This window comes from Streptomyces xantholiticus, assembly GCF_014651015.1.
In the GTDB taxonomy this organism is placed as follows: Bacteria; Actinomycetota; Actinomycetes; order Streptomycetales; family Streptomycetaceae; genus Streptomyces; species Streptomyces xantholiticus.
In genome coordinates, this window is the sequence record NZ_BMWB01000033.1 from 42982 (window position 1) to 58998 (window position 16017).

Genomic DNA, 16017 nt, shown 5'->3' on the forward strand with positions numbered 1-16017 from the left:
CATCATGGCTTCCGCATTCGACTACGCACCCGCACCCGAGTCGCGTTCGATCGTCGACATCGCCCCGTCGTACGGGCTGTTCGTCGACGGCGAGTTCACCGACGCCGCCGACGGCAAGGTCTTCAAGACCGTCTCGCCGTCCAGCGAGGAGGTGCTCGCCGAGGTCGCCCGGGCCGGTGCCGAGGACGTGGACCGCGCGGTGAAGGCTGCCCGCAAGGCGTTCGAGACGTGGTCCGCGCTGCCGGGCGCCGAGCGCGCCAAGTACCTGTTCCGTATCGCCCGGATCATCCAGGAGCGCAGCCGTGAGCTGGCCGTCCTGGAGACGCTGGACAACGGCAAGCCGATCAAGGAGACCCGCGACGCGGACCTCCCGCTGGTCGCCGCGCACTTCTTCTACTACGCGGGCTGGGCGGACAAGCTCGACCACGCCGGCTTCGGCGCGAACCCGCGGCCGCTCGGTGTCGCGGGCCAGGTCATCCCGTGGAACTTCCCGCTGCTGATGCTGGCGTGGAAGATCGCCCCCGCACTGGCCACGGGCAACACCGTCGTGCTCAAGCCCGCGGAGACCACCCCGCTGTCCGCCCTGTTCTTCGCGGACATCTGCCGCCAGGCCGGGCTGCCGAACGGTGTGGTCAACATCCTCCCCGGCTACGGTGACACCGGTTCCGCGCTCGTCGCCCACCCGGACGTGGACAAGGTCGCCTTCACCGGCTCCACCGCGGTCGGCAAGGCCATCGCCCGCCAGATCGCAGGCACGCGGAAGAAGGTCACCCTGGAGCTGGGCGGCAAGGGCGCCAACATCGTCTTCGACGACGCCCCCATCGACCAGGCCGTCGAGGGCATCGTCAACGGCATCTTCTTCAACCAGGGCCAGGTCTGCTGCGCGGGCTCGCGCCTGCTGGTCCAGGAATCGATCCAGGACGAGCTGCTGGACTCCCTCAAGCGCCGGTTGTCCACGCTGCGCCTCGGCGACCCGCTGGACAAGAACACCGACATCGGTGCGATCAACTCCGAGGAGCAGCTGGCCCGGATCACCACGCTGGTCGAGGCGGGCGAGGCGGAGGGCGCGGAGCGCTGGTCCCCGGCGTGCGAGCTGCCGACCTCCGGTTACTGGTTCGCGCCGACGCTCTTCACGGGCGTCACCCAGGCGCACACCATCGCCCGCGACGAGATCTTCGGCCCTGTGCTGTCCGTGCTGACGTTCCGTACGCCGGACGAGGCGGTCGCCAAGGCCAACAACAGCCAGTACGGGCTGTCCGCCGGCATCTGGACGGAGAAGGGCTCCCGCATCCTCGCGGTCGCGAACAAGCTCCGCGCCGGCGTGGTGTGGGCCAACACGTTCAACAAGTTCGACCCGACCTCGCCGTTCGGCGGCTACAAGGAGTCGGGCTTCGGCCGCGAGGGCGGCCGTCACGGTCTGGAGGCCTACCTCGATGTCTGATGCGATGCGTCTGAGCGTCTTCAAGACCTACAAGCTGTACGTCGGGGGCAAGTTCCCCCGCTCCGAGAGCGGCCGGGTGTACGAGGTGACGGACTCGAAGGGCAAGTGGCTGGCCAACGCGCCGCTCTCCTCCCGCAAGGACGCGCGGGACGCGGTCGTCGCCGCGCGCAAGGCGTTCGGCGGCTGGTCGGGCGCGACCGCGTACAACCGCGGGCAGATCCTCTACCGCATCGCCGAGATGCTCGAGGGCCGCAAGGACCAGTTCGTCCGCGAGGTCGCCCAGGCCGAGGGCCTGTCCAAGTCCAAGGCGGCGGAGGTCGTCGAGACGGCGATCGACCGCTGGGTCTGGTACGCGGGCTGGACGGACAAGATCGCCCAGGTCGTGGGCGGGGCCAACCCGGTGGCGGGCCCGTACTTCAACCTGTCCTCCCCCGAACCGACGGGCGTGGTGACGATCGTCGCGCCACAGGAGTCGTCGTTCCTGGGCCTCGTCTCGGTCGTGGCCCCCGTCATCGCGACCGGCAACACCGCGGTCGTGATCGCCTCCGAGAAGGCGCCTCTCCCGGCGCTGTCGCTGGGCGAGGTCCTCGCCACCTCCGACCTGCCGGGCGGCGTCGTGAACGTGCTCTCCGGCCGTACGGCGGAGATCGCGGCGCCGCTCGCCGCGCACCAGGACGTCAACGGCATCGACCTGACCGGCGCGGACGAGGTCCTGGCCAAGGAGCTCGAAGTGGCCGCGGCGGACAACCTCAAGCGGGTCCTGCGTCCACAGGCTGTGGATTTCTCGGCCGATCCGGGCACGCACCGCCTGACGTCGTTCCTGGAGACCAAGACGGTCTGGCACCCGACCGGTTCGCTCGGCGCCTCCGGCTCGGCGTACTGACGTCCATGGACCGAAGCCCCTGCCTCTCCGTCCGGAGGCAGGGGCTTCTTCACGGGCGCTACGGCAGCAGGGCGCCGGTGACCGGGCCGGCCACCGGCAGGTCCTCCAGCGCCTGCCCCTTGGTGATGTTGTCCGTCACCATCGCGGTGGTGACCGGCTTGAAGTCGGCGACCTGGGTGCCCACCGCGTTGTCGAGCGGGTCCATGCCGGTGTTGGCGAGCGGGTGGAGCTGGAGGCTCTTGAGCTCGCTCACGCCGCTCACCGAGTCGGTGACGAGCCCCGTCGCGGCGCCCAGCGGCGCGCCTGCGATGCCGTCCGTCGCGACGGCCGGGGCGGCGTGCGCCGCCGCCCCGCCCGCACCGAGCGCGGCACCTGCCGCCGCGACGGTCAGTCCCGCGCGCAGCAGTGCGCGTCGCTGGTTCCTTGAAGCTGCGTGACGAGCCATGACGTCCAACCAATCGAGTAATCGCGCTTGTACGGAAAGTAGTTGCTGCTGTGACGCTCGTACCAACCGAGGGTCCGGGGGGTTACCGGCGCGGCTTCATGCGTCACACTTGTCTCCCGTGAGTTCCCAACCCATCCCGACCCGCGTCGTGCTGCTCGCGGGCCCCTCAGGCTCCGGCAAGTCCTCTCTCGCCGCCCGCACCGGCCTGCCGGTCCTGCGTCTGGACGACTTCTACAAAGAGGGCAACGACCCGACGCTGCCCCTGGTGACGGGCAGCACGGACATCGACTGGGACTCGCCGTCCTCCTGGGACGCGGATGCCGCGGTCTCCGCGATAGCGGAGCTGTGCCGCAGCGGCCGGACCGCCGTACCGGTGTACGACATCGCCACCAGCTCGCGGACGGGGACCGGGACGCTCGACATCAATCGCACACCGCTCTTCGTGGCCGAGGGCATCTTCGCGGCCGACATCGTGCGACGCTGCGAGGAACTGGGCGTCCTCGCCGACGCGCTGTGCCTGCGCGGCCGCCCCTCCACGACGTTCCGCCGCCGCCTCGCGCGCGATCTGCGCGAGGGGCGCAAGTCGGTGCCCTTCCTGCTGCGCCGCGGCTGGCGCCTGATGCGCGCCGAGCGCGGCATCGTGGCGCGCCAGGCGCGCCTGGGCGCGCACCCCTGCGGCAAGGCGGAGGCGCTCGGCCGCCTCGCGGCCGCGGCGGCGGGCCGCTGCCGTACGCCTTCGGCGGCGTAAGCCCTCGGGCGGGCGGCGGACCGGGTTCACGGCGCCGGGCGGGGTCGGGCAGGGATGCCGGCTCTCGGGCGTGGCCCGGTCCGGGTCATGTGCGTCCGGGCGCCGCTTCGGGGCCCGGGGCTGCTTCCCCGTACTTGCCCCAGCCTCGACCGACGACGCCTCACGTCACCAATATGCCTCCGGCGCGTCCCCCCAAAGAGGGCCGGACATGGGAGTGGGGCCGGACAGAACCCCCCGGCCTGTCCGACCCCACTCCGTACCCCGTTGGATCCCCGTGTCCCCCGTGGATCCTTCCGCCGTCTCCCCCGAAACGACGGCCCCCGTTTTCCCCCGTGATCCCCCGCTGCCTTCAGGCCACCAGCTCGCCGAAGGACTCTTCCTCGTCACGGCCGAAGCTGAGGACCTCGTCCTCGCGCAGCCGGCGGAGCGACCGCCAGATGCTCGACTTCACCGTGCCGACACTGATGTCCAGGATGTCCGCGATCTCCGGGTCGGTGCGGCCCTCGTAGTAGCGCAGGACCAGCATCGTCCGCTGGAGTTCGGGGAGCCTGGCGAGCGCCTGCCACAGGACGGCGCGCAGTTCGGTGCCGCGCATCGCGTCGGTGTCGCCGACCGTCTCCGGCAGCTCCTCCGTGGGGTACTCGTTGAGCTTGCGCCGACGCCAGGCGCTGATGTGCAGGTTGGTCATCGTGCGGCGCAGGTAGCCGCCGACGGCGGCCTTGTCGCTGATCCGGTCCCACGCCCGGTACGTCGAGAACAGCGCGCTCTGCAACAGGTCCTCGGCCTCGTAGCGGTCCCCGGTCAGGTGGTAGGCGGTCGCGTACAGGGAGGCGCGGCGTTCCTGGACGTAGGCCGTGAACTCGGCCTCCGAGCAGGACGCCCGCTCCCCCGTTGCCTCCCCGTACGCGGCGCTGCTTCCCCCGGTCGGTGCGTCAACCACCGTCATGTACGACGGCTTGTGCTGACGCCCGGCGCCGCGAACGCACCCCCGCCCGTTCACGGCGCCGGACTTCTCGGTGCTCCGCGCGACGGCGGCGTCGTGGAGACGCGTCACAACTGCGCTTGAGGTGGTGCTGTGCAGTGCGTTCATCTCGCGCCCCCCGTCGAGTGGAGTCTGCTTCGTTCGGTGTGAGAAGAACTCTGCCGGGGCTCTTTAATGGCGTTGTCCGCCGACTGTCACAGGCGCGTCACAAGGGGAGGAGGTACTGCGGCTGAGGGCCTGCGAAGTCCCGGGAGTCGAACTGGGGCTCCCCATGGGCCAGAATGACCCCGTGCCTTTCCTGTTGCTGATCGAGGACGACGATGCCATCCGCACGGCCCTCGAACTCTCGCTGTCACGCCAGGGCCACCGTGTGGCCACCGCGGCGACGGGCGAGGACGGCCTGAAACTGCTGCGTGAGCAGCGGCCGGACCTGATCGTGCTGGACGTGATGCTGCCCGGGATCGACGGTTTCGAGGTGTGCCGCCGGATCAGGCGCACCGACCAGCTGCCGATCATCCTGCTGACCGCCCGCAGCGACGACATCGACGTCGTCGTGGGGCTGGAGTCGGGTGCCGACGACTATGTCGTCAAGCCGGTGCAGGGACGGGTGCTGGACGCCCGTATCCGTGCCGTACTGCGCCGCGGCGAGCGGGAGTCCACCGACTCCGCGACGTTCGGCTCCCTGGTGATCGACCGTTCCGCGATGACGGTCACCAAGAACGGCGAGGATCTGCAGCTCACGCCGACCGAGCTGCGTCTCCTGCTGGAGTTGAGCCGCCGTCCCGGGCAGGCCCTGTCGCGCCAGCAGCTGCTGCGGCTGGTGTGGGAGCACGACTATCTCGGCGACTCGCGTCTGGTGGACGCGTGTGTGCAGCGGCTGCGGGCGAAGGTGGAGGACGTGCCGTCCTCACCGACCCTGATCCGTACGGTGCGTGGCGTGGGCTACCGGCTGGACGTCCCGCAGTGAGCGACGCGCGCTTTTGGAACGGGACCGCCCGGTGAGCCGTGCCACGAACGAGGCCGGCGCGCCCCGGCGCGGCATACTCGCCGGGATCCGTCTGACCAGTCTGCGGCTGCGTCTGGTGGTGGTCTTCGCGCTCGTCGCGCTCACGGCCGCCGTGTCCGCGTCGGGCATCGCGTACTGGCTCAACCGCGAGGCGGTGCTGACCCGGACGCAGGACGCGGCGCTCGAGGACTTCCGGCAGGACATGCAGAGCCGGGCCGCGGCGCTGCCGCTGCGGCCCACGCAGGACGAGTTGCAGCGGGCCGCCGAGCTGATGGCGGACGGCAACAAGGGATACAGCGTTCTGCTGATCGGGGAACGGGCGGAGGGCAAGCCGATCGTCGGCGTCTCCGACCCGGACGTCTTCACCAAGGAGGACGTGCCGCAGTCACTGCAGGACGCGGTGAACGACCGGCAGGCGATCGCGGCGGGCAACTCGGTGCCGTACCACCTGTTCTGGCAGCGGACCGAGCGCGGCAACAAGCCCTATCTGGTGGGCGGCACGCGGATCATCGGCGGCGGGCCGACCGGTTACATGTTCAAGTCCCTCGACCAGGAGCGGCAGGACCTCAACTCGCTCGCATGGTCGCTCGGCATCGCGACGCTGCTCGCCCTGGTGGGCTCCGCGCTGCTCGCGCAGGCCGCGGCGACGACCGTGCTGCGGCCGGTGCACCGGCTGGGCGAGGCGGCCAGGCAGCTCGGGGAGGGCAAGCTGGACACCCGGCTGCGGGTCTCCGGCACGGACGAACTGGCGGAGCTGTCAAGGACGTTCAACAAGACCGCGGCGGCGCTGGAGAAGAAGGTCGCCGACATGAGCGCGCGGGACGAGTCCAGCCGGCGCTTCGTCGCCGACATGTCGCACGAGCTGCGCACCCCGCTGACCGCGCTGACCGCCGTCACCGAGGTGCTGGAGGACGAGGCGGACAGCCTCGATCCGATGATCGCGCCGGCCGTGAACCTGGTGGTCAGCGAGACCCGGCGGCTGTACGACCTGGTGGAGAACCTGATGGAGGTCACCCGCTTCGACGCGGGCACCGCCCGGCTCGTGCTGGACACGGTGGACGTCGCCGACCAGGTCACCGCCTGCATCGACGCCCGCGCCTGGCTGGACGCGGTGGAGCTGGACGCCGAGCGCGGCATCATGGCGCGGCTCGACCCGCGCCGGCTCGACGTGATCCTGGCCAATCTGATCGGGAACGCGCTCAAGCACGGCGGCTCCCCGGTCCGGGTGTCCGTACGGCCCGTCGACCACGAGCTGGTGATCGAGGTACGGGACCACGGCCCCGGCATCCCCGCAGATGTCCTGCCGCACGTGTTCGACCGGTTCTACAAGGCGAGCGCGTCACGGCCGCGTTCCGAGGGCAGCGGGCTGGGACTTTCGATCGCCGTGGAGAACGCACACATCCACGGCGGTGACATCACCGCGGCGAACTCCCCGGACGGGGACGGCGCGGTGTTCGTACTGCGGTTGCCGCGCGACGCCTCCTCGCTCGCCGACGGCGACGCGGTCGGCACGGGGACGGACAAGAGCGGCGGACCGGGAGAGGAAGACACGCTGTGACAGCGGTTGGGACCCGGGCCGCGGCCCTCACGGACGCCGCGCGCCGTCGCCTGCGCGGTCTGACGGCGGCAGCCGCGGCCGTGGGGATGCTCGCCCTCCCCGGATGCGGGATCAGGACCACGCAGGTGCCCGTGGACGCCGGAGCGGCGCCCTCCCGGATGCCGTGCCAGGTGTCCGGCGGGAGCATCACCCCGCAGGCGCAGCAGCAGGGGGTGCCGGTCCGGGTCTACATGGTGTGCGGCTCGCAGCTGGAGTCGCTCGACCGTACGGCGAAGATCTCCGAGAGCAAGGCCGCGGACAGCCCGCCAAAGTTCGCGCAGGCACTCCTGGACGAATTGCTGCGGGAGCCTGCGTCGTCGGAGCAGGAGGCGGGCTTCACGACGTACGTCCGCGGGCCGCTGCTGGTGAGCGGCGCCAGGGACGGCGATCCCGCCGGGACGCTGAGGCTGAGCCGCCAGCCGGAGGATCTGCCGACACCGGCCCTGGCCCAGGTCGTGTGCACCCTGGCCGAGAGCCGCGCCACGCAGGCGGGCGGCGCCGTGCTGCTCGGCGGGCCGGGGGACTACGAGCCGCACGCGTACGTGTGCTCCGCGCGCACCAAGGAGCGGCCCGGGGGGGCTGTGCCCACGCTGAGGGCGCTGCCCTCGCCGAGCGCGACCGACGGGTAGGAGCGCCCCGGCCGCGCCATGGGAAGTTCCTGCGGAACCGTTCCCCGCCGAGTGTGCGTCTAGGGGGGCGTGCAGCGTCAAGGTTCTGGCGGCAGTGCCGCCATCCGCTTCCGCGTGGCGGGGGTCGTCCTCCTCCTCGCCCATCTGCTGCTCGTCTCTTGGCTGACGCTGCGACCACTCGACGTGATGTGGGTGACGGCGGCGAACCTGGAACCCTTCGCCGGTATCGAGGCCGCCCTGGAGCTGGGGCCCGTCGAGTCCGTCCGGCACATCGGCGGCGGCCTGCTCCTGCTGGCGCCGCTCGGGATCCTGCTGCCGATGGCGAGCGGCCGGCTCGCCGTGTCCCCGTGGGCGTCACTGGCCCGTACGGTGGCGGCCGGTGCGCTGATGTCGCTCGGGATCGAGCTGTTGCAGACCGGGGTGCCCGGTCAGGTCGTCGACGTCGACTCGCTGATGCTGAACACGGCGGGCGTGGCGCTCGCCCACCTCGCGGTCGTGCCCGCGGGCCGTGCGCTGCTGCGCCGCCGGCTGCTGGGTACGCGGGCCGGGTCCGCGCTGCGTGACCACGAGCGCGAGGTACGACGCCGGGCCGTGCTCCAGGACGAGAGCTCCCAGGGGGCGACCCCGACGATTCCCAGGGTCGGGATCGCCCCGTAGAGCGACGCTTCGTCGCCTTCGCGAAGACACCATGGATGCATCGGAAGCCCACGGAGAGGCTCCCGGGAAAACGTCTCGCGAAGGAGCCCACCATGGCCGCAATTGCCCGCCCCCGCGACGGACGCCTGATCGGCGGAGTGTGCGCAGCGCTGGCCCGGCGCTTCGGTATGTCCGCCACCACGATGCGCGTGATCTTCGTGGCCTCTTGTCTGCTGCCGGGCCCGCAGTTCCTGCTCTACCTGGCGCTGTGGATACTGCTGCCGGCTGAGAAGACGGCCGCCGGCGCCTGGTGACCCGGAGCCGGGCGGTCAGCCGGCGAGCTGCCGCGCGACCTTCGCGAGCTGTTTGCCGGCGACGTCCTCAGGGACCCGCGGCGGCTTGCGGCCCGCGAGGTCGAACGCCGTGAAGCGGGCCACGCTCGCGCCCCTGCGGACGACGACCAGGTGAAGGGGCGAGGCGACCCCCTCGTCGCTGGCGACGGCGGTCCAGCTGACCGTCTCGTCGCCGCCGGGGACGGTGAACGGCACCGCCTTCACATCGCGGTAGGTGCCGCTCCGGCCGTCGACCGTGGCTCCGAACCCGGTCCCGCACGCGGCGATCGCCGCTTCGAGGCCGTCGATCAGTTTCTCTGCGTCGGCCTCGCTGTACGAGCTGAGGGACGCGGACACCGCGAGGCCGAGGGCGTCGAGCGAGCCGAGGCCCCGGCTGACGGTGTGCGTGGCCTTCGGGTCCGGTTCCTCACCCATGGCGTCGGCGAGCGGCTGGCACTCCGTCTCGTCGGCCACGGGCCGCCCGGCGGGGGCGAGTGCGTCCTTGCCCGCGGAGACCTGGAAGCCGGGCAGATCACCGGTGGCGAGGGCGGCGCGCTCCAGTTCCGCCGGGGTGAGCGGTAGGGACGCGTCGCCGCCGGCGCCATCGCCGCCCTTGGCCGCGTCGGGGGCCGGGCTCGTTCCCGTGGGTGTACTGCCGTCCTTGCCGGCCACGGAGCCGGCGTCGCTCGTGCAGGCGGCGGCCAGCATCAGTGCACACAGGACACCGATTGCACGAAGTCCGGTGATCTCGACTCGCATGGCGGCGATCCTGGCACAAGGGCGGTGGGCGCACGCCCGCTTCGGGTGTGCGCCCCACGCATGGCCCAGGGCCGTGCCGTCAGACGCCGAGGCCGGGCAGCAGGCCACCGCCGACCGGCAGGCCTGCGTCGAGGGTGTGGAAGGGGCCGGTCAGCGGGAGGCCGCCGAGCAGACCGGAGATCTGCTCGGTCGTGCCGGCCGGGGCGACCTCGCCGACGGTCTTCTGCGCGGCGGCGGGCAGCGTGGAGGCGGTGTCGGTCACAGCACCCCGACCTCCGGCCAGCGACTCGGCAGCGCCCGCCGGGAGCCCACCGGCGACCTCGTCCAGCGGCAGCGTGTGGGAGACGTTGCCGAGCCCACCGGCCAGGTCGGGTACGGCGGGGGCCGCGGAGGCGGTGCCCGCGCCGGCAGCGGCGAAGGCGGCACCGAGAGCGGCGACACCAAGGGTCTTTGCAGCAGATTGCTTCATCAGGAACGAATCCTTGGGGACGGGAACATGAGCGGCTCTGCAAGCTAGTCAGCCTTGCACAGGCGCCGCAAACACCGCGAAGCGGCCGGAAATTGACGGCTCCGGCCGCTTCGTGTAGGTGCCGCGCGAGTGACGGGGGCGCTCAGTTCCCGGTGGTGGCGGTCTGCCTGAACAGCCATTCGGACTTGAGTTCGGCGTAGCCGGGCTTGATGACGTCGTTGATCATCGCCAGTCGTTCATCGAAAGGAATGAACGCGGACTTCATCGCATTGACGGTGAACCACTGCATGTCGTCGAGCGTGTATCCGAACGCCCCGGTCAGCAGCTCGAATTCGCGGCTCATGCTGGTGCCGCTCATGAGCCGGTTGTCGGTGTTGACGGTGGCCCTGAAGTGCAGCTTGCGCAGCAACCCGATGGGATGCTCCGCGATGGAGTCGGCGGCGCCCGTCTGCAGGTTGGAGGTCGGGCACATCTCCAGCGGGATGCGCTTGTCCCGTACGTACGCCGCGAGCCTGCCCAGCGTCACCGTGCCGTCGTCGGCCACCTCGATGTCGTCGATGATCCGCACGCCATGGCCGAGCCGGTCGGCGCCGCACCACTGGAGCGCCTGCCAGATCGACGGCAGCCCGAACGCCTCACCCGCGTGGATGGTGAAGTGGTTGTTCTCGCGCTTGAGGTACTCGAAGGCGTCGAGGTGCCGGGTGGGCGGGAATCCCGCCTCCGCGCCGGCGATGTCGAAGCCGACCACGCCCCTGTCCCGGTAGGCGTTGGCCAGCTCGGCGATCTCCAGGGCGCGGGCGGCGTGCCGCATCGCGGTCAGCATGGCACCGACCCTGATGCGGTGGCCGTCCTGCCTGGCCCGCCGCTCGCCCTCACGGAAGCCGTCGTTGACCGCCTCGACGACCTCCTCCAGGCCCAGTCCGCCCTCGAGGTGCTGCTCGGGGGCGTAGCGGACCTCCGCGTAGACGACGCCGTCCTCCGCCAGGTCCTGTGCACACTCGGCCGCCACACGGAACAGCGCGTCACGGCTCTGCATGACGGCGCAGGTGTGCGCGAAGGTCTCCAGGTAGCGCTCCAGTGATCCGGAGTCGGCGGCCTCCCGGAACCAGATGCCGAGCTTGTCGGGCTCGGTCTCCGGCAGTGCCTCGTATCCGGCGTCATGGGCGAGGTCGATGATCGTGCCGGGCCGCAGACCGCCGTCGAGGTGGTCGTGGAGCAGCACCTTCGGGGCGCGGCGGATCTGGTCCGCGGTGGGCGAATTGAGGGTCTGGCTCGTCATCTGGGCACTCTAGCCCCTACGCGCGTAGAGCGCGCCCCCTCGGAACGCCTGTCGATACGTAACAGTGACCACGCGTACGGGTGGCGTACACCTCGCCTTCTGAGACTGTTCTGCCATGGGACACCACGCACTGCCCCGGTGGTGGGGGCGCCCGGCCGCAGCGGCCGGAGGGCCGAGCGCCCGCGGTGAGACGACGGTCGCGCACATGGCGCGAGGGGGGCGGATACCGCCGCAGGCGAGGCTGGGCCGTCTGCCGGGGCGTTCCGCGGCCCGGGGCGACGGGAACGGCCCGGCGGTGGCCGGGGTGGTACTGCTGCTGCCGGACGGTGAGCCGGAGTCGGCGCGCAGGGCGTCCGCGCTGTCGTACGCCGCCGTGCTGCCGCTGGGCCGCGTACTGGCCAGGGCCGGCCGGGACGACGGACTGACGGTGCACGGCGTCCGCTACAGGGGCCGCGGCTGGAACGGCGCCGACGCGCGGCTCGCCGCGGATGCGGCCTGGGCGGTCGAGGAGGTCGTACGCCGCTACGGCGACGTGCCCGTGTGCCTGGCGGGCCACGGCATGGGCGGGCGGGCCGCGCTGCACGCGGCTGGGCATCCCGCGGTCAACTCGGTACTGGCGCTGGCGCCCTGGCTGCCGGAGGACGACATGGCGGCGGAGCCGGAGCCGGTGCTGCAGTTGGTGGAGCGCCAGGTGCTGATCGTGCACGGCACCAACGACGCGCGCACGGACCCGGAGCTCTCCTACCGGCTCGCCGAGCGCGCCAGGAAGTCCAATCCCGACATCTGCCGCTTCGAGGTGCACTCCGACGGCCACGCGTTGCGTCAGTACCAGGAGGAAGTCCACGCGCTGGCCGTCGACTTCGTGCGCGGTTCGCTCTTCACGGGGAGCTACGCCAGGCCGCTCGCGGACGCGCTGGCCGCGCCGCCGCCGCTGGGGCTGCGGATGCCGCTGGCGGCCGGCTTCGGGCGGTCGCTGCGGGCGTGAGGCGGGGCACGGGCAGGGCTGCCCCTGAAGTGCGCCGACAAGCCGCTGCCGGCGGACTGCGACCTTCCGGGCCCGCCCGGCCGGCGGAGCTGCGCAAGGTCGCCGAGGAGACCGGGGCGATGTGAACCAGGTGGTCCTGACCCGGCAGATCGGCCGGCCCGGCCCCTGGTGATCCTGCCGACGGGGCGCCCCCGCGGCGCAGCCGGAGGAGAACGGTCGGCGGTCCACCTCCGGCTGACGGGGGATCAGCGAAGGCGGTGCGTCGCCGTGCACGGATCCGGCACCCCACGACGACGGGCGGGCCGGCCGCGCCGCCCGGAGACGGTGCGGTCACTCCGGCAGGAGGCGGCCACGCCTGGAGAGCAGGAAGCGTTTGAACTCGGCGACCGGCGGGGTGTCCGGGTGGCCGTCGAGCCAGGCGACGCCGATCTCCCGGACCGCCCTGGGCGCCGTCACCGTCAACTCCACGACACCCGGGCGGGCGACGGCAGGCGGCGGCAGCAGAGCCACGCCCAGGCCCGCCGCCACCAGTCCGCGCAGTGTCTCGGCCTCCTCGCCCTCGAAGGCGACACGCGGGGTGAAACCCGCCTGCGCGCACAGGTCGTCGGTGATGCGCCGGAGCCCGTAGCCGGGTTCGAGGGTCACGAAGGTCTCGTCCGCCGCCTCCGCGAGCCGGACGCGTCTGCGGCCGGCGAGCCGGTGGTCGTCGGGGACGACGAGCCGCAGGCGCTGCTCGTCGAGACGGCGGGCGACCAGGTCGGGGGCGTCGGGCACGGGCGAGGTGAGGCACAGGTCCAGCTCGCCCGCCCGGAGCCGTTCGATCATGGCCTCGCCGTAGTTCTGGACGAGGGTGAAGCGGATGCGCGGATGGTCCGCGCGGAAGGCCCGGATGAGGCCCGGCACGGTCTCCGAGCCCATGGTGTGCAGAAAGCCGAAGGCGACCTTGCCCGAGCGTGGGTCGGTGTCGGCGCGGACGGCCTCGGCTGCCCGCTCCACCTCGGCCAGCGCCCGCTCGACCGAGGCGAGGAAGGTCCGGCCGGCCGGGGTGAGGGAGACCGTACGGCCTTTGCGGGCGAACAGTGCGACGCCCAGATCCGCCTCGAGGCGGACGATCGCCCGTGACAGCGTCGACTGGGGGACGCCCATGTCCTGTGCGGCGCGGGTCACATGCTCGTGGCGGGCGACTCCCGCGAAGTACGCGAGGCGGGGCGCAAGCTCCAGCGCTGTGTCTGCTTCGTATCCTTCGTAACTGCCCGGTGACGGGCGAGGCTCTGAGCTGCGTTCATGCACCATGGGAACGATTATCGCCGTTTCATGCATTGGACGCATGAAAACCGTCGGCCTACCTTCGACATATGCCTTCTGCCAGTACCAAGGCGCCCACCACCGTGGGCGCCGCCCCGTCGTCCCCCGAACTCCTCTCCCCCGGCGCGGCCGGCTACCGCCGCATGAGCTTCGCGCTCTTCGCCGCCGGAATGGCGACCTTCGCCCTCCTCTACTCCACCCAGGCGCTGCTGCCCGCCGTCTCCGCCGACTTCGGCGTCACCGCGGGCACCGCCAGCTGGACGGTCTCCGCCGCGACGGGCGCACTGGCGCTGTGTGTACTGCCGATGAGCGCGCTGTCCGAGCGCTACGGGCGGACCACCGTGATGAACGCGTCCCTCGCGGTCGCGGTCGTGGTCGGCGTACTGGTGCCGCTCGCGCCGAACGTCGAGTCGCTGGTGGCGCTGCGCGCCCTGCAGGGCGCCGCGCTGGCCGGGCTGCCGGCGTCGGCCATGGCGTTCCTCGCGGAGGAGGTCCGGCCGAAGGCCCTGGTCGGTGCGATCGGCCTGTTCGTGGCGGGCAACAGCATCGGGGGCATGAGCGGCCGGATCGTCTCCGGCTGGGTCGCGCAGGCCTTCGGCTGGCGCGCCGGGCTCGCCGCGGTCGGTGTGATGGCGCTGCTCTGCGCGCTGGTCTTCCGCGCGCTGCTGCCGAAGGCCCGGCACTTCACGCCGGGGACGCTGAACCCGCGCACCCTGGCGAGGACGGTCCGCGGTCATCTCGCCGATCCGCTGCTGCTGCGGCTGTACGGGATCGGCGCGCTGTTCATGACCGTCTTCGGCGCCGTCTACACGGTGATCGGCTACCGCCTGGTGGAGGCGCCGTTCAGCCTGCCCCAGGGCGTGATCGGCTCGATCTTCCTGGTGTACCTCGTCGGTACGGCCTCCTCGGCCGCGGCCGGCACGCTCGCCCGGCTCGGCCGCCGCGGGGCGCTGTACCTGGCGGTCACCACCACGGCCGCCGGTCTGCTGCTGTCCCTCGCGGACACGCTGACGGCGGTGCTGCTCGGCCTCGTCCTGATCACCGCCGGTTTCTTCGCGGGCCACGCGGTCGCCTCGTCCGCGGTGAGCCGTACCGCGAAGAGGGGCCGCGCCCAGGCCTCCGCGCTGTACCAGTCCGCGTACTACCTGGGCAGCAGCGCAGGCGGCACGCTCGGCGCGGTCGCCTTCCACGCCGGCGGCTGGGGCGGCACGGTGCTGCTGGGCCTGCTCGCGGTCCTCGGGGTCGTGTCGATCACGCTCTACGGGACGCACGCGGCGCGGACACAGGCACGGCTGGTGCCGGCGGGCGCACGGCACTGAGCGGCGCCGAACGGCAGCGGGCGGTCGCGGAGCCTGCCCGGTTTCCCCGTCGAGGGGTGAGTGTCAGTGCCCTGCGGTAGCTTTCCAAGCGGTGGTACCGATGGGTGACAGGGGTGGACCCGCATGAGTGACCTCGCGACGACGCAGGACCTGGATTCGCGGCTCGAGCAGCACCGAAAAGAGCTGACCGGCTACTGCTACCGGATGCTCGGCTCGTCCTTCGAGGCGGAGGACGCGGTCCAGGACACGATGGTCCGGGCGTGGCGCAGCTTCGAGAAGTTCGAGGGCCGTTCCTCCCTGCGCTCCTGGCTGTACCGGATCGCGACCAACGTGTGCCTGGACATGCTGAACGCGGGCAACCGCCGCGCCCGGCCGATGGATCTGTCCGGTCCGACGCCGGTCGCCCAGGCCCAGCTCAACGCCCGCCCTGAGATCACCTGGCTGGAGCCGGTGCCTGACGGGCGGGTGCTGCCGTCGACGGTGGACCCGGCGGAGACGGCGGTGGAGCGGGAGACGATCAGGCTCGCTTTCGTCGCCGCGCTCCAGCACCTGCCGCCCAAGCAGCGGGCGGTGCTGATCCTTCGGGAGGTGCTGGCCTGGAAGGCGAGCGAGGTCGCCGAACTCCTCGGCACCACGGTCGCCTCGGTGAACAGCGCGCTGCAGCGGGCCAGGGCGACGCTCGCCGAGCAGCAGCCCGCAACGTCGGACGCGGCAGACCCGCTCGACGAGGAGCAGCAGGAACTGCTCAACCGCTATGTCGCGGCCTTCGAGGGGTACGACATGAAGGCGCTGACGGCGCTGCTCCGCGAGGACGCGACGATGTCCATGCCGCCGTACGACCTGTGGTTGCAGGGACACGACAACATCGTCGGCTGGATGCTGGGCGTCGGAGACGTCTGCCGCGGCTCGAAGCTGGTACCCACCGTGGCCAACGGCGTCCCCGCCTTCGCCCACTACCACCCGTCGGCGGACGGCGAGGGGTACGAGCCGTGGGCGCTCATCGTCCTCGAGCTCTCGGACGGCAACGTCGGCGGGATGGACTTCTTCCTGGACACCAAGCGCTGGTTCCCGTTGTTCGACCTGCCTGTGCGCCTGGACAGGGCGGGCGAGCCGGTGGCGGTCGGGACAGGGGCCTCCTAGTGTCCTGCGCCAGTAGTTGATCGTTAGTTTTTGTGTGACTTCTGCTGCTGGTGCGTCAGTTC

General features: G+C 71.7%; 17 protein-coding genes. 11 read left to right on the forward strand and 6 right to left on the reverse strand.

Annotated features, from left to right (window positions below; all coding sequences use genetic code 11):
* Positions 1-4 precede the first annotated feature (4 nt).
* Positions 5-1441, forward strand: coding sequence for an aldehyde dehydrogenase family protein (locus IE198_RS31585; RefSeq protein ID WP_189892855.1), 1437 nt, complete (start codon positions 5-7; stop codon positions 1439-1441).
* On the forward strand, positions 1434-2324 hold the full coding sequence (locus tag IE198_RS31590) for an aldehyde dehydrogenase family protein (RefSeq protein WP_189892857.1): 891 nt from the start codon (positions 1434-1436) through the stop codon (positions 2322-2324). Before IE198_RS31585 ends, IE198_RS31590 begins: the two co-directional genes overlap by 8 nt.
* Positions 2325-2382: 58 nt before the next feature.
* Here IE198_RS31590 and IE198_RS31595 read toward each other — a convergent pair whose 3' ends face one another.
* Entirely contained in the window at positions 2383-2769 is a 387-nt protein-coding gene (locus IE198_RS31595; RefSeq protein ID WP_189892859.1) for a hypothetical protein, read from the reverse strand.
* A gap of 118 nt (positions 2770-2887) precedes the next feature.
* Between IE198_RS31595 and IE198_RS31600 the strand changes: the two genes are divergently transcribed.
* The gene (locus tag IE198_RS31600) at positions 2888-3517 is read left to right on the forward strand and encodes a uridine kinase family protein (protein WP_229834611.1); all 630 of its coding nucleotides are present in this window, start codon (positions 2888-2890) and stop codon (positions 3515-3517) included.
* Between the two features lie 349 nt (positions 3518-3866).
* Here IE198_RS31600 and IE198_RS31605 read toward each other — a convergent pair whose 3' ends face one another.
* Positions 3867-4607 (reverse strand): SigE family RNA polymerase sigma factor, encoded by a 741-nt coding sequence (locus tag IE198_RS31605; RefSeq protein WP_189892862.1) that lies wholly within the window; start codon positions 4605-4607, stop codon positions 3867-3869.
* 181 nt (positions 4608-4788) lie between these two features.
* On the opposite strand from IE198_RS31605, the gene afsQ1 reads away from it, so the two are divergent.
* The 5 genes from afsQ1 (at position 4789) to IE198_RS31630 (ending at position 8681) form a co-directional block, all read left to right on the forward strand.
* Entirely contained in the window at positions 4789-5466 is a 678-nt protein-coding gene (gene afsQ1, locus IE198_RS31610; RefSeq protein WP_175257369.1) for a two-component system response regulator AfsQ1, read from the forward strand.
* Between the two features lie 31 nt (positions 5467-5497).
* Positions 5498-7063, forward strand: coding sequence for an ATP-binding protein (locus IE198_RS31615; protein ID WP_229834614.1), 1566 nt, complete (start codon positions 5498-5500; stop codon positions 7061-7063).
* On the forward strand, positions 7060-7731 hold the full coding sequence (locus IE198_RS31620) for a hypothetical protein (protein WP_229834618.1): 672 nt from the start codon (positions 7060-7062) through the stop codon (positions 7729-7731). Before IE198_RS31615 ends, IE198_RS31620 begins: the two co-directional genes overlap by 4 nt.
* 114 nt (positions 7732-7845) lie before the next feature.
* Positions 7846-8388, forward strand: coding sequence for a VanZ family protein (locus IE198_RS31625; protein WP_229834621.1), 543 nt, complete (start codon positions 7846-7848; stop codon positions 8386-8388).
* A gap of 92 nt (positions 8389-8480) precedes the next feature.
* Positions 8481-8681: a PspC domain-containing protein gene (locus IE198_RS31630; RefSeq protein WP_189892869.1), complete on the forward strand. Its 201-nt coding sequence runs from the start codon at positions 8481-8483 to the stop codon at positions 8679-8681.
* Between the two features lie 15 nt (positions 8682-8696).
* Here IE198_RS31630 and IE198_RS31635 read toward each other — a convergent pair whose 3' ends face one another.
* The 3 genes from IE198_RS31635 to IE198_RS31645 form a co-directional block, all read right to left on the reverse strand.
* Positions 8697-9458: a hypothetical protein gene (locus IE198_RS31635; RefSeq protein WP_189892870.1), complete on the reverse strand. Its 762-nt coding sequence runs from the start codon at positions 9456-9458 to the stop codon at positions 8697-8699.
* A 79-nt stretch (positions 9459-9537) separates the two neighbouring features.
* Positions 9538-9927 (reverse strand): ATP-binding protein, encoded by a 390-nt coding sequence (locus IE198_RS31640; RefSeq protein ID WP_189892873.1) that lies wholly within the window; start codon positions 9925-9927, stop codon positions 9538-9540.
* Positions 9928-10069: 142 nt separating this feature from the next.
* Entirely contained in the window at positions 10070-11206 is a 1137-nt protein-coding gene (locus IE198_RS31645) for an adenosine deaminase (RefSeq protein ID WP_189892875.1), read from the reverse strand.
* Between the two features lie 205 nt (positions 11207-11411).
* Here IE198_RS31645 and IE198_RS31650 point away from each other — a divergent pair, with 205 nt between their 5' ends.
* Positions 11412-12191 (forward strand): alpha/beta hydrolase, encoded by a 780-nt coding sequence (locus IE198_RS31650; protein WP_189892896.1) that lies wholly within the window; start codon positions 11412-11414, stop codon positions 12189-12191.
* A 330-nt stretch (positions 12192-12521) separates the two neighbouring features.
* On the opposite strand, the gene IE198_RS31655 is transcribed toward IE198_RS31650, so the two are convergent.
* Positions 12522-13484, reverse strand: coding sequence for a LysR family transcriptional regulator (locus IE198_RS31655; RefSeq protein ID WP_189892877.1), 963 nt, complete (start codon positions 13482-13484; stop codon positions 12522-12524).
* Positions 13485-13546: 62 nt separating this feature from the next.
* On the opposite strand from IE198_RS31655, the gene IE198_RS31660 reads away from it, so the two are divergent.
* Entirely contained in the window at positions 13547-14815 is a 1269-nt protein-coding gene (locus IE198_RS31660) for an MFS transporter (protein ID WP_189892879.1), read from the forward strand.
* 123 nt (positions 14816-14938) lie between these two features.
* Positions 14939-15955 carry a sigma-70 family RNA polymerase sigma factor gene (locus IE198_RS31665; protein WP_189892881.1) on the forward strand — a complete coding sequence of 339 codons (1017 nt, stop codon included), beginning with the start codon at positions 14939-14941 and terminating at the stop codon, positions 15953-15955.
* The last annotated feature ends 62 nt before the right edge of the window (positions 15956-16017 follow it).

Excerpts from the sequence above, each read along its gene's own strand:
- IE198_RS31585 (WP_189892855.1), top strand. The coding sequence starts at position 5 with ATGGCTTCCGCATTCGACTACGCACCCGCACCCGAGTCGCGTTCGATC.
- IE198_RS31590 (WP_189892857.1), top strand. The coding sequence starts at position 1,434 with ATGTCTGATGCGATGCGTCTGAGCGTCTTCAAGACCTACAAGCTGTAC.
- IE198_RS31595 (WP_189892859.1), bottom strand. The coding sequence starts at position 2,769 with ATGGCTCGTCACGCAGCTTCAAGGAACCAGCGACGCGCACTGCTGCGC.
- IE198_RS31605 (WP_189892862.1), bottom strand. The coding sequence starts at position 4,607 with ATGAACGCACTGCACAGCACCACCTCAAGCGCAGTTGTGACGCGTCTC.
- IE198_RS31630 (WP_189892869.1), top strand. The coding sequence starts at position 8,481 with ATGGCCGCAATTGCCCGCCCCCGCGACGGACGCCTGATCGGCGGAGTG.
- IE198_RS31635 (WP_189892870.1), bottom strand. The coding sequence starts at position 9,458 with ATGCGAGTCGAGATCACCGGACTTCGTGCAATCGGTGTCCTGTGTGCA.
- IE198_RS31640 (WP_189892873.1), bottom strand. The coding sequence starts at position 9,927 with ATGAAGCAATCTGCTGCAAAGACCCTTGGTGTCGCCGCTCTCGGTGCC.
- IE198_RS31645 (WP_189892875.1), bottom strand. The coding sequence starts at position 11,206 with ATGACGAGCCAGACCCTCAATTCGCCCACCGCGGACCAGATCCGCCGC.
- IE198_RS31650 (WP_189892896.1), top strand. The coding sequence starts at position 11,412 with ATGGCGCGAGGGGGGCGGATACCGCCGCAGGCGAGGCTGGGCCGTCTG.
- IE198_RS31655 (WP_189892877.1), bottom strand. The coding sequence starts at position 13,484 with ATGGTGCATGAACGCAGCTCAGAGCCTCGCCCGTCACCGGGCAGTTAC.
- IE198_RS31660 (WP_189892879.1), top strand. The coding sequence starts at position 13,547 with ATGCCTTCTGCCAGTACCAAGGCGCCCACCACCGTGGGCGCCGCCCCG.
- IE198_RS31665 (WP_189892881.1), top strand. The coding sequence starts at position 14,939 with ATGAGTGACCTCGCGACGACGCAGGACCTGGATTCGCGGCTCGAGCAG.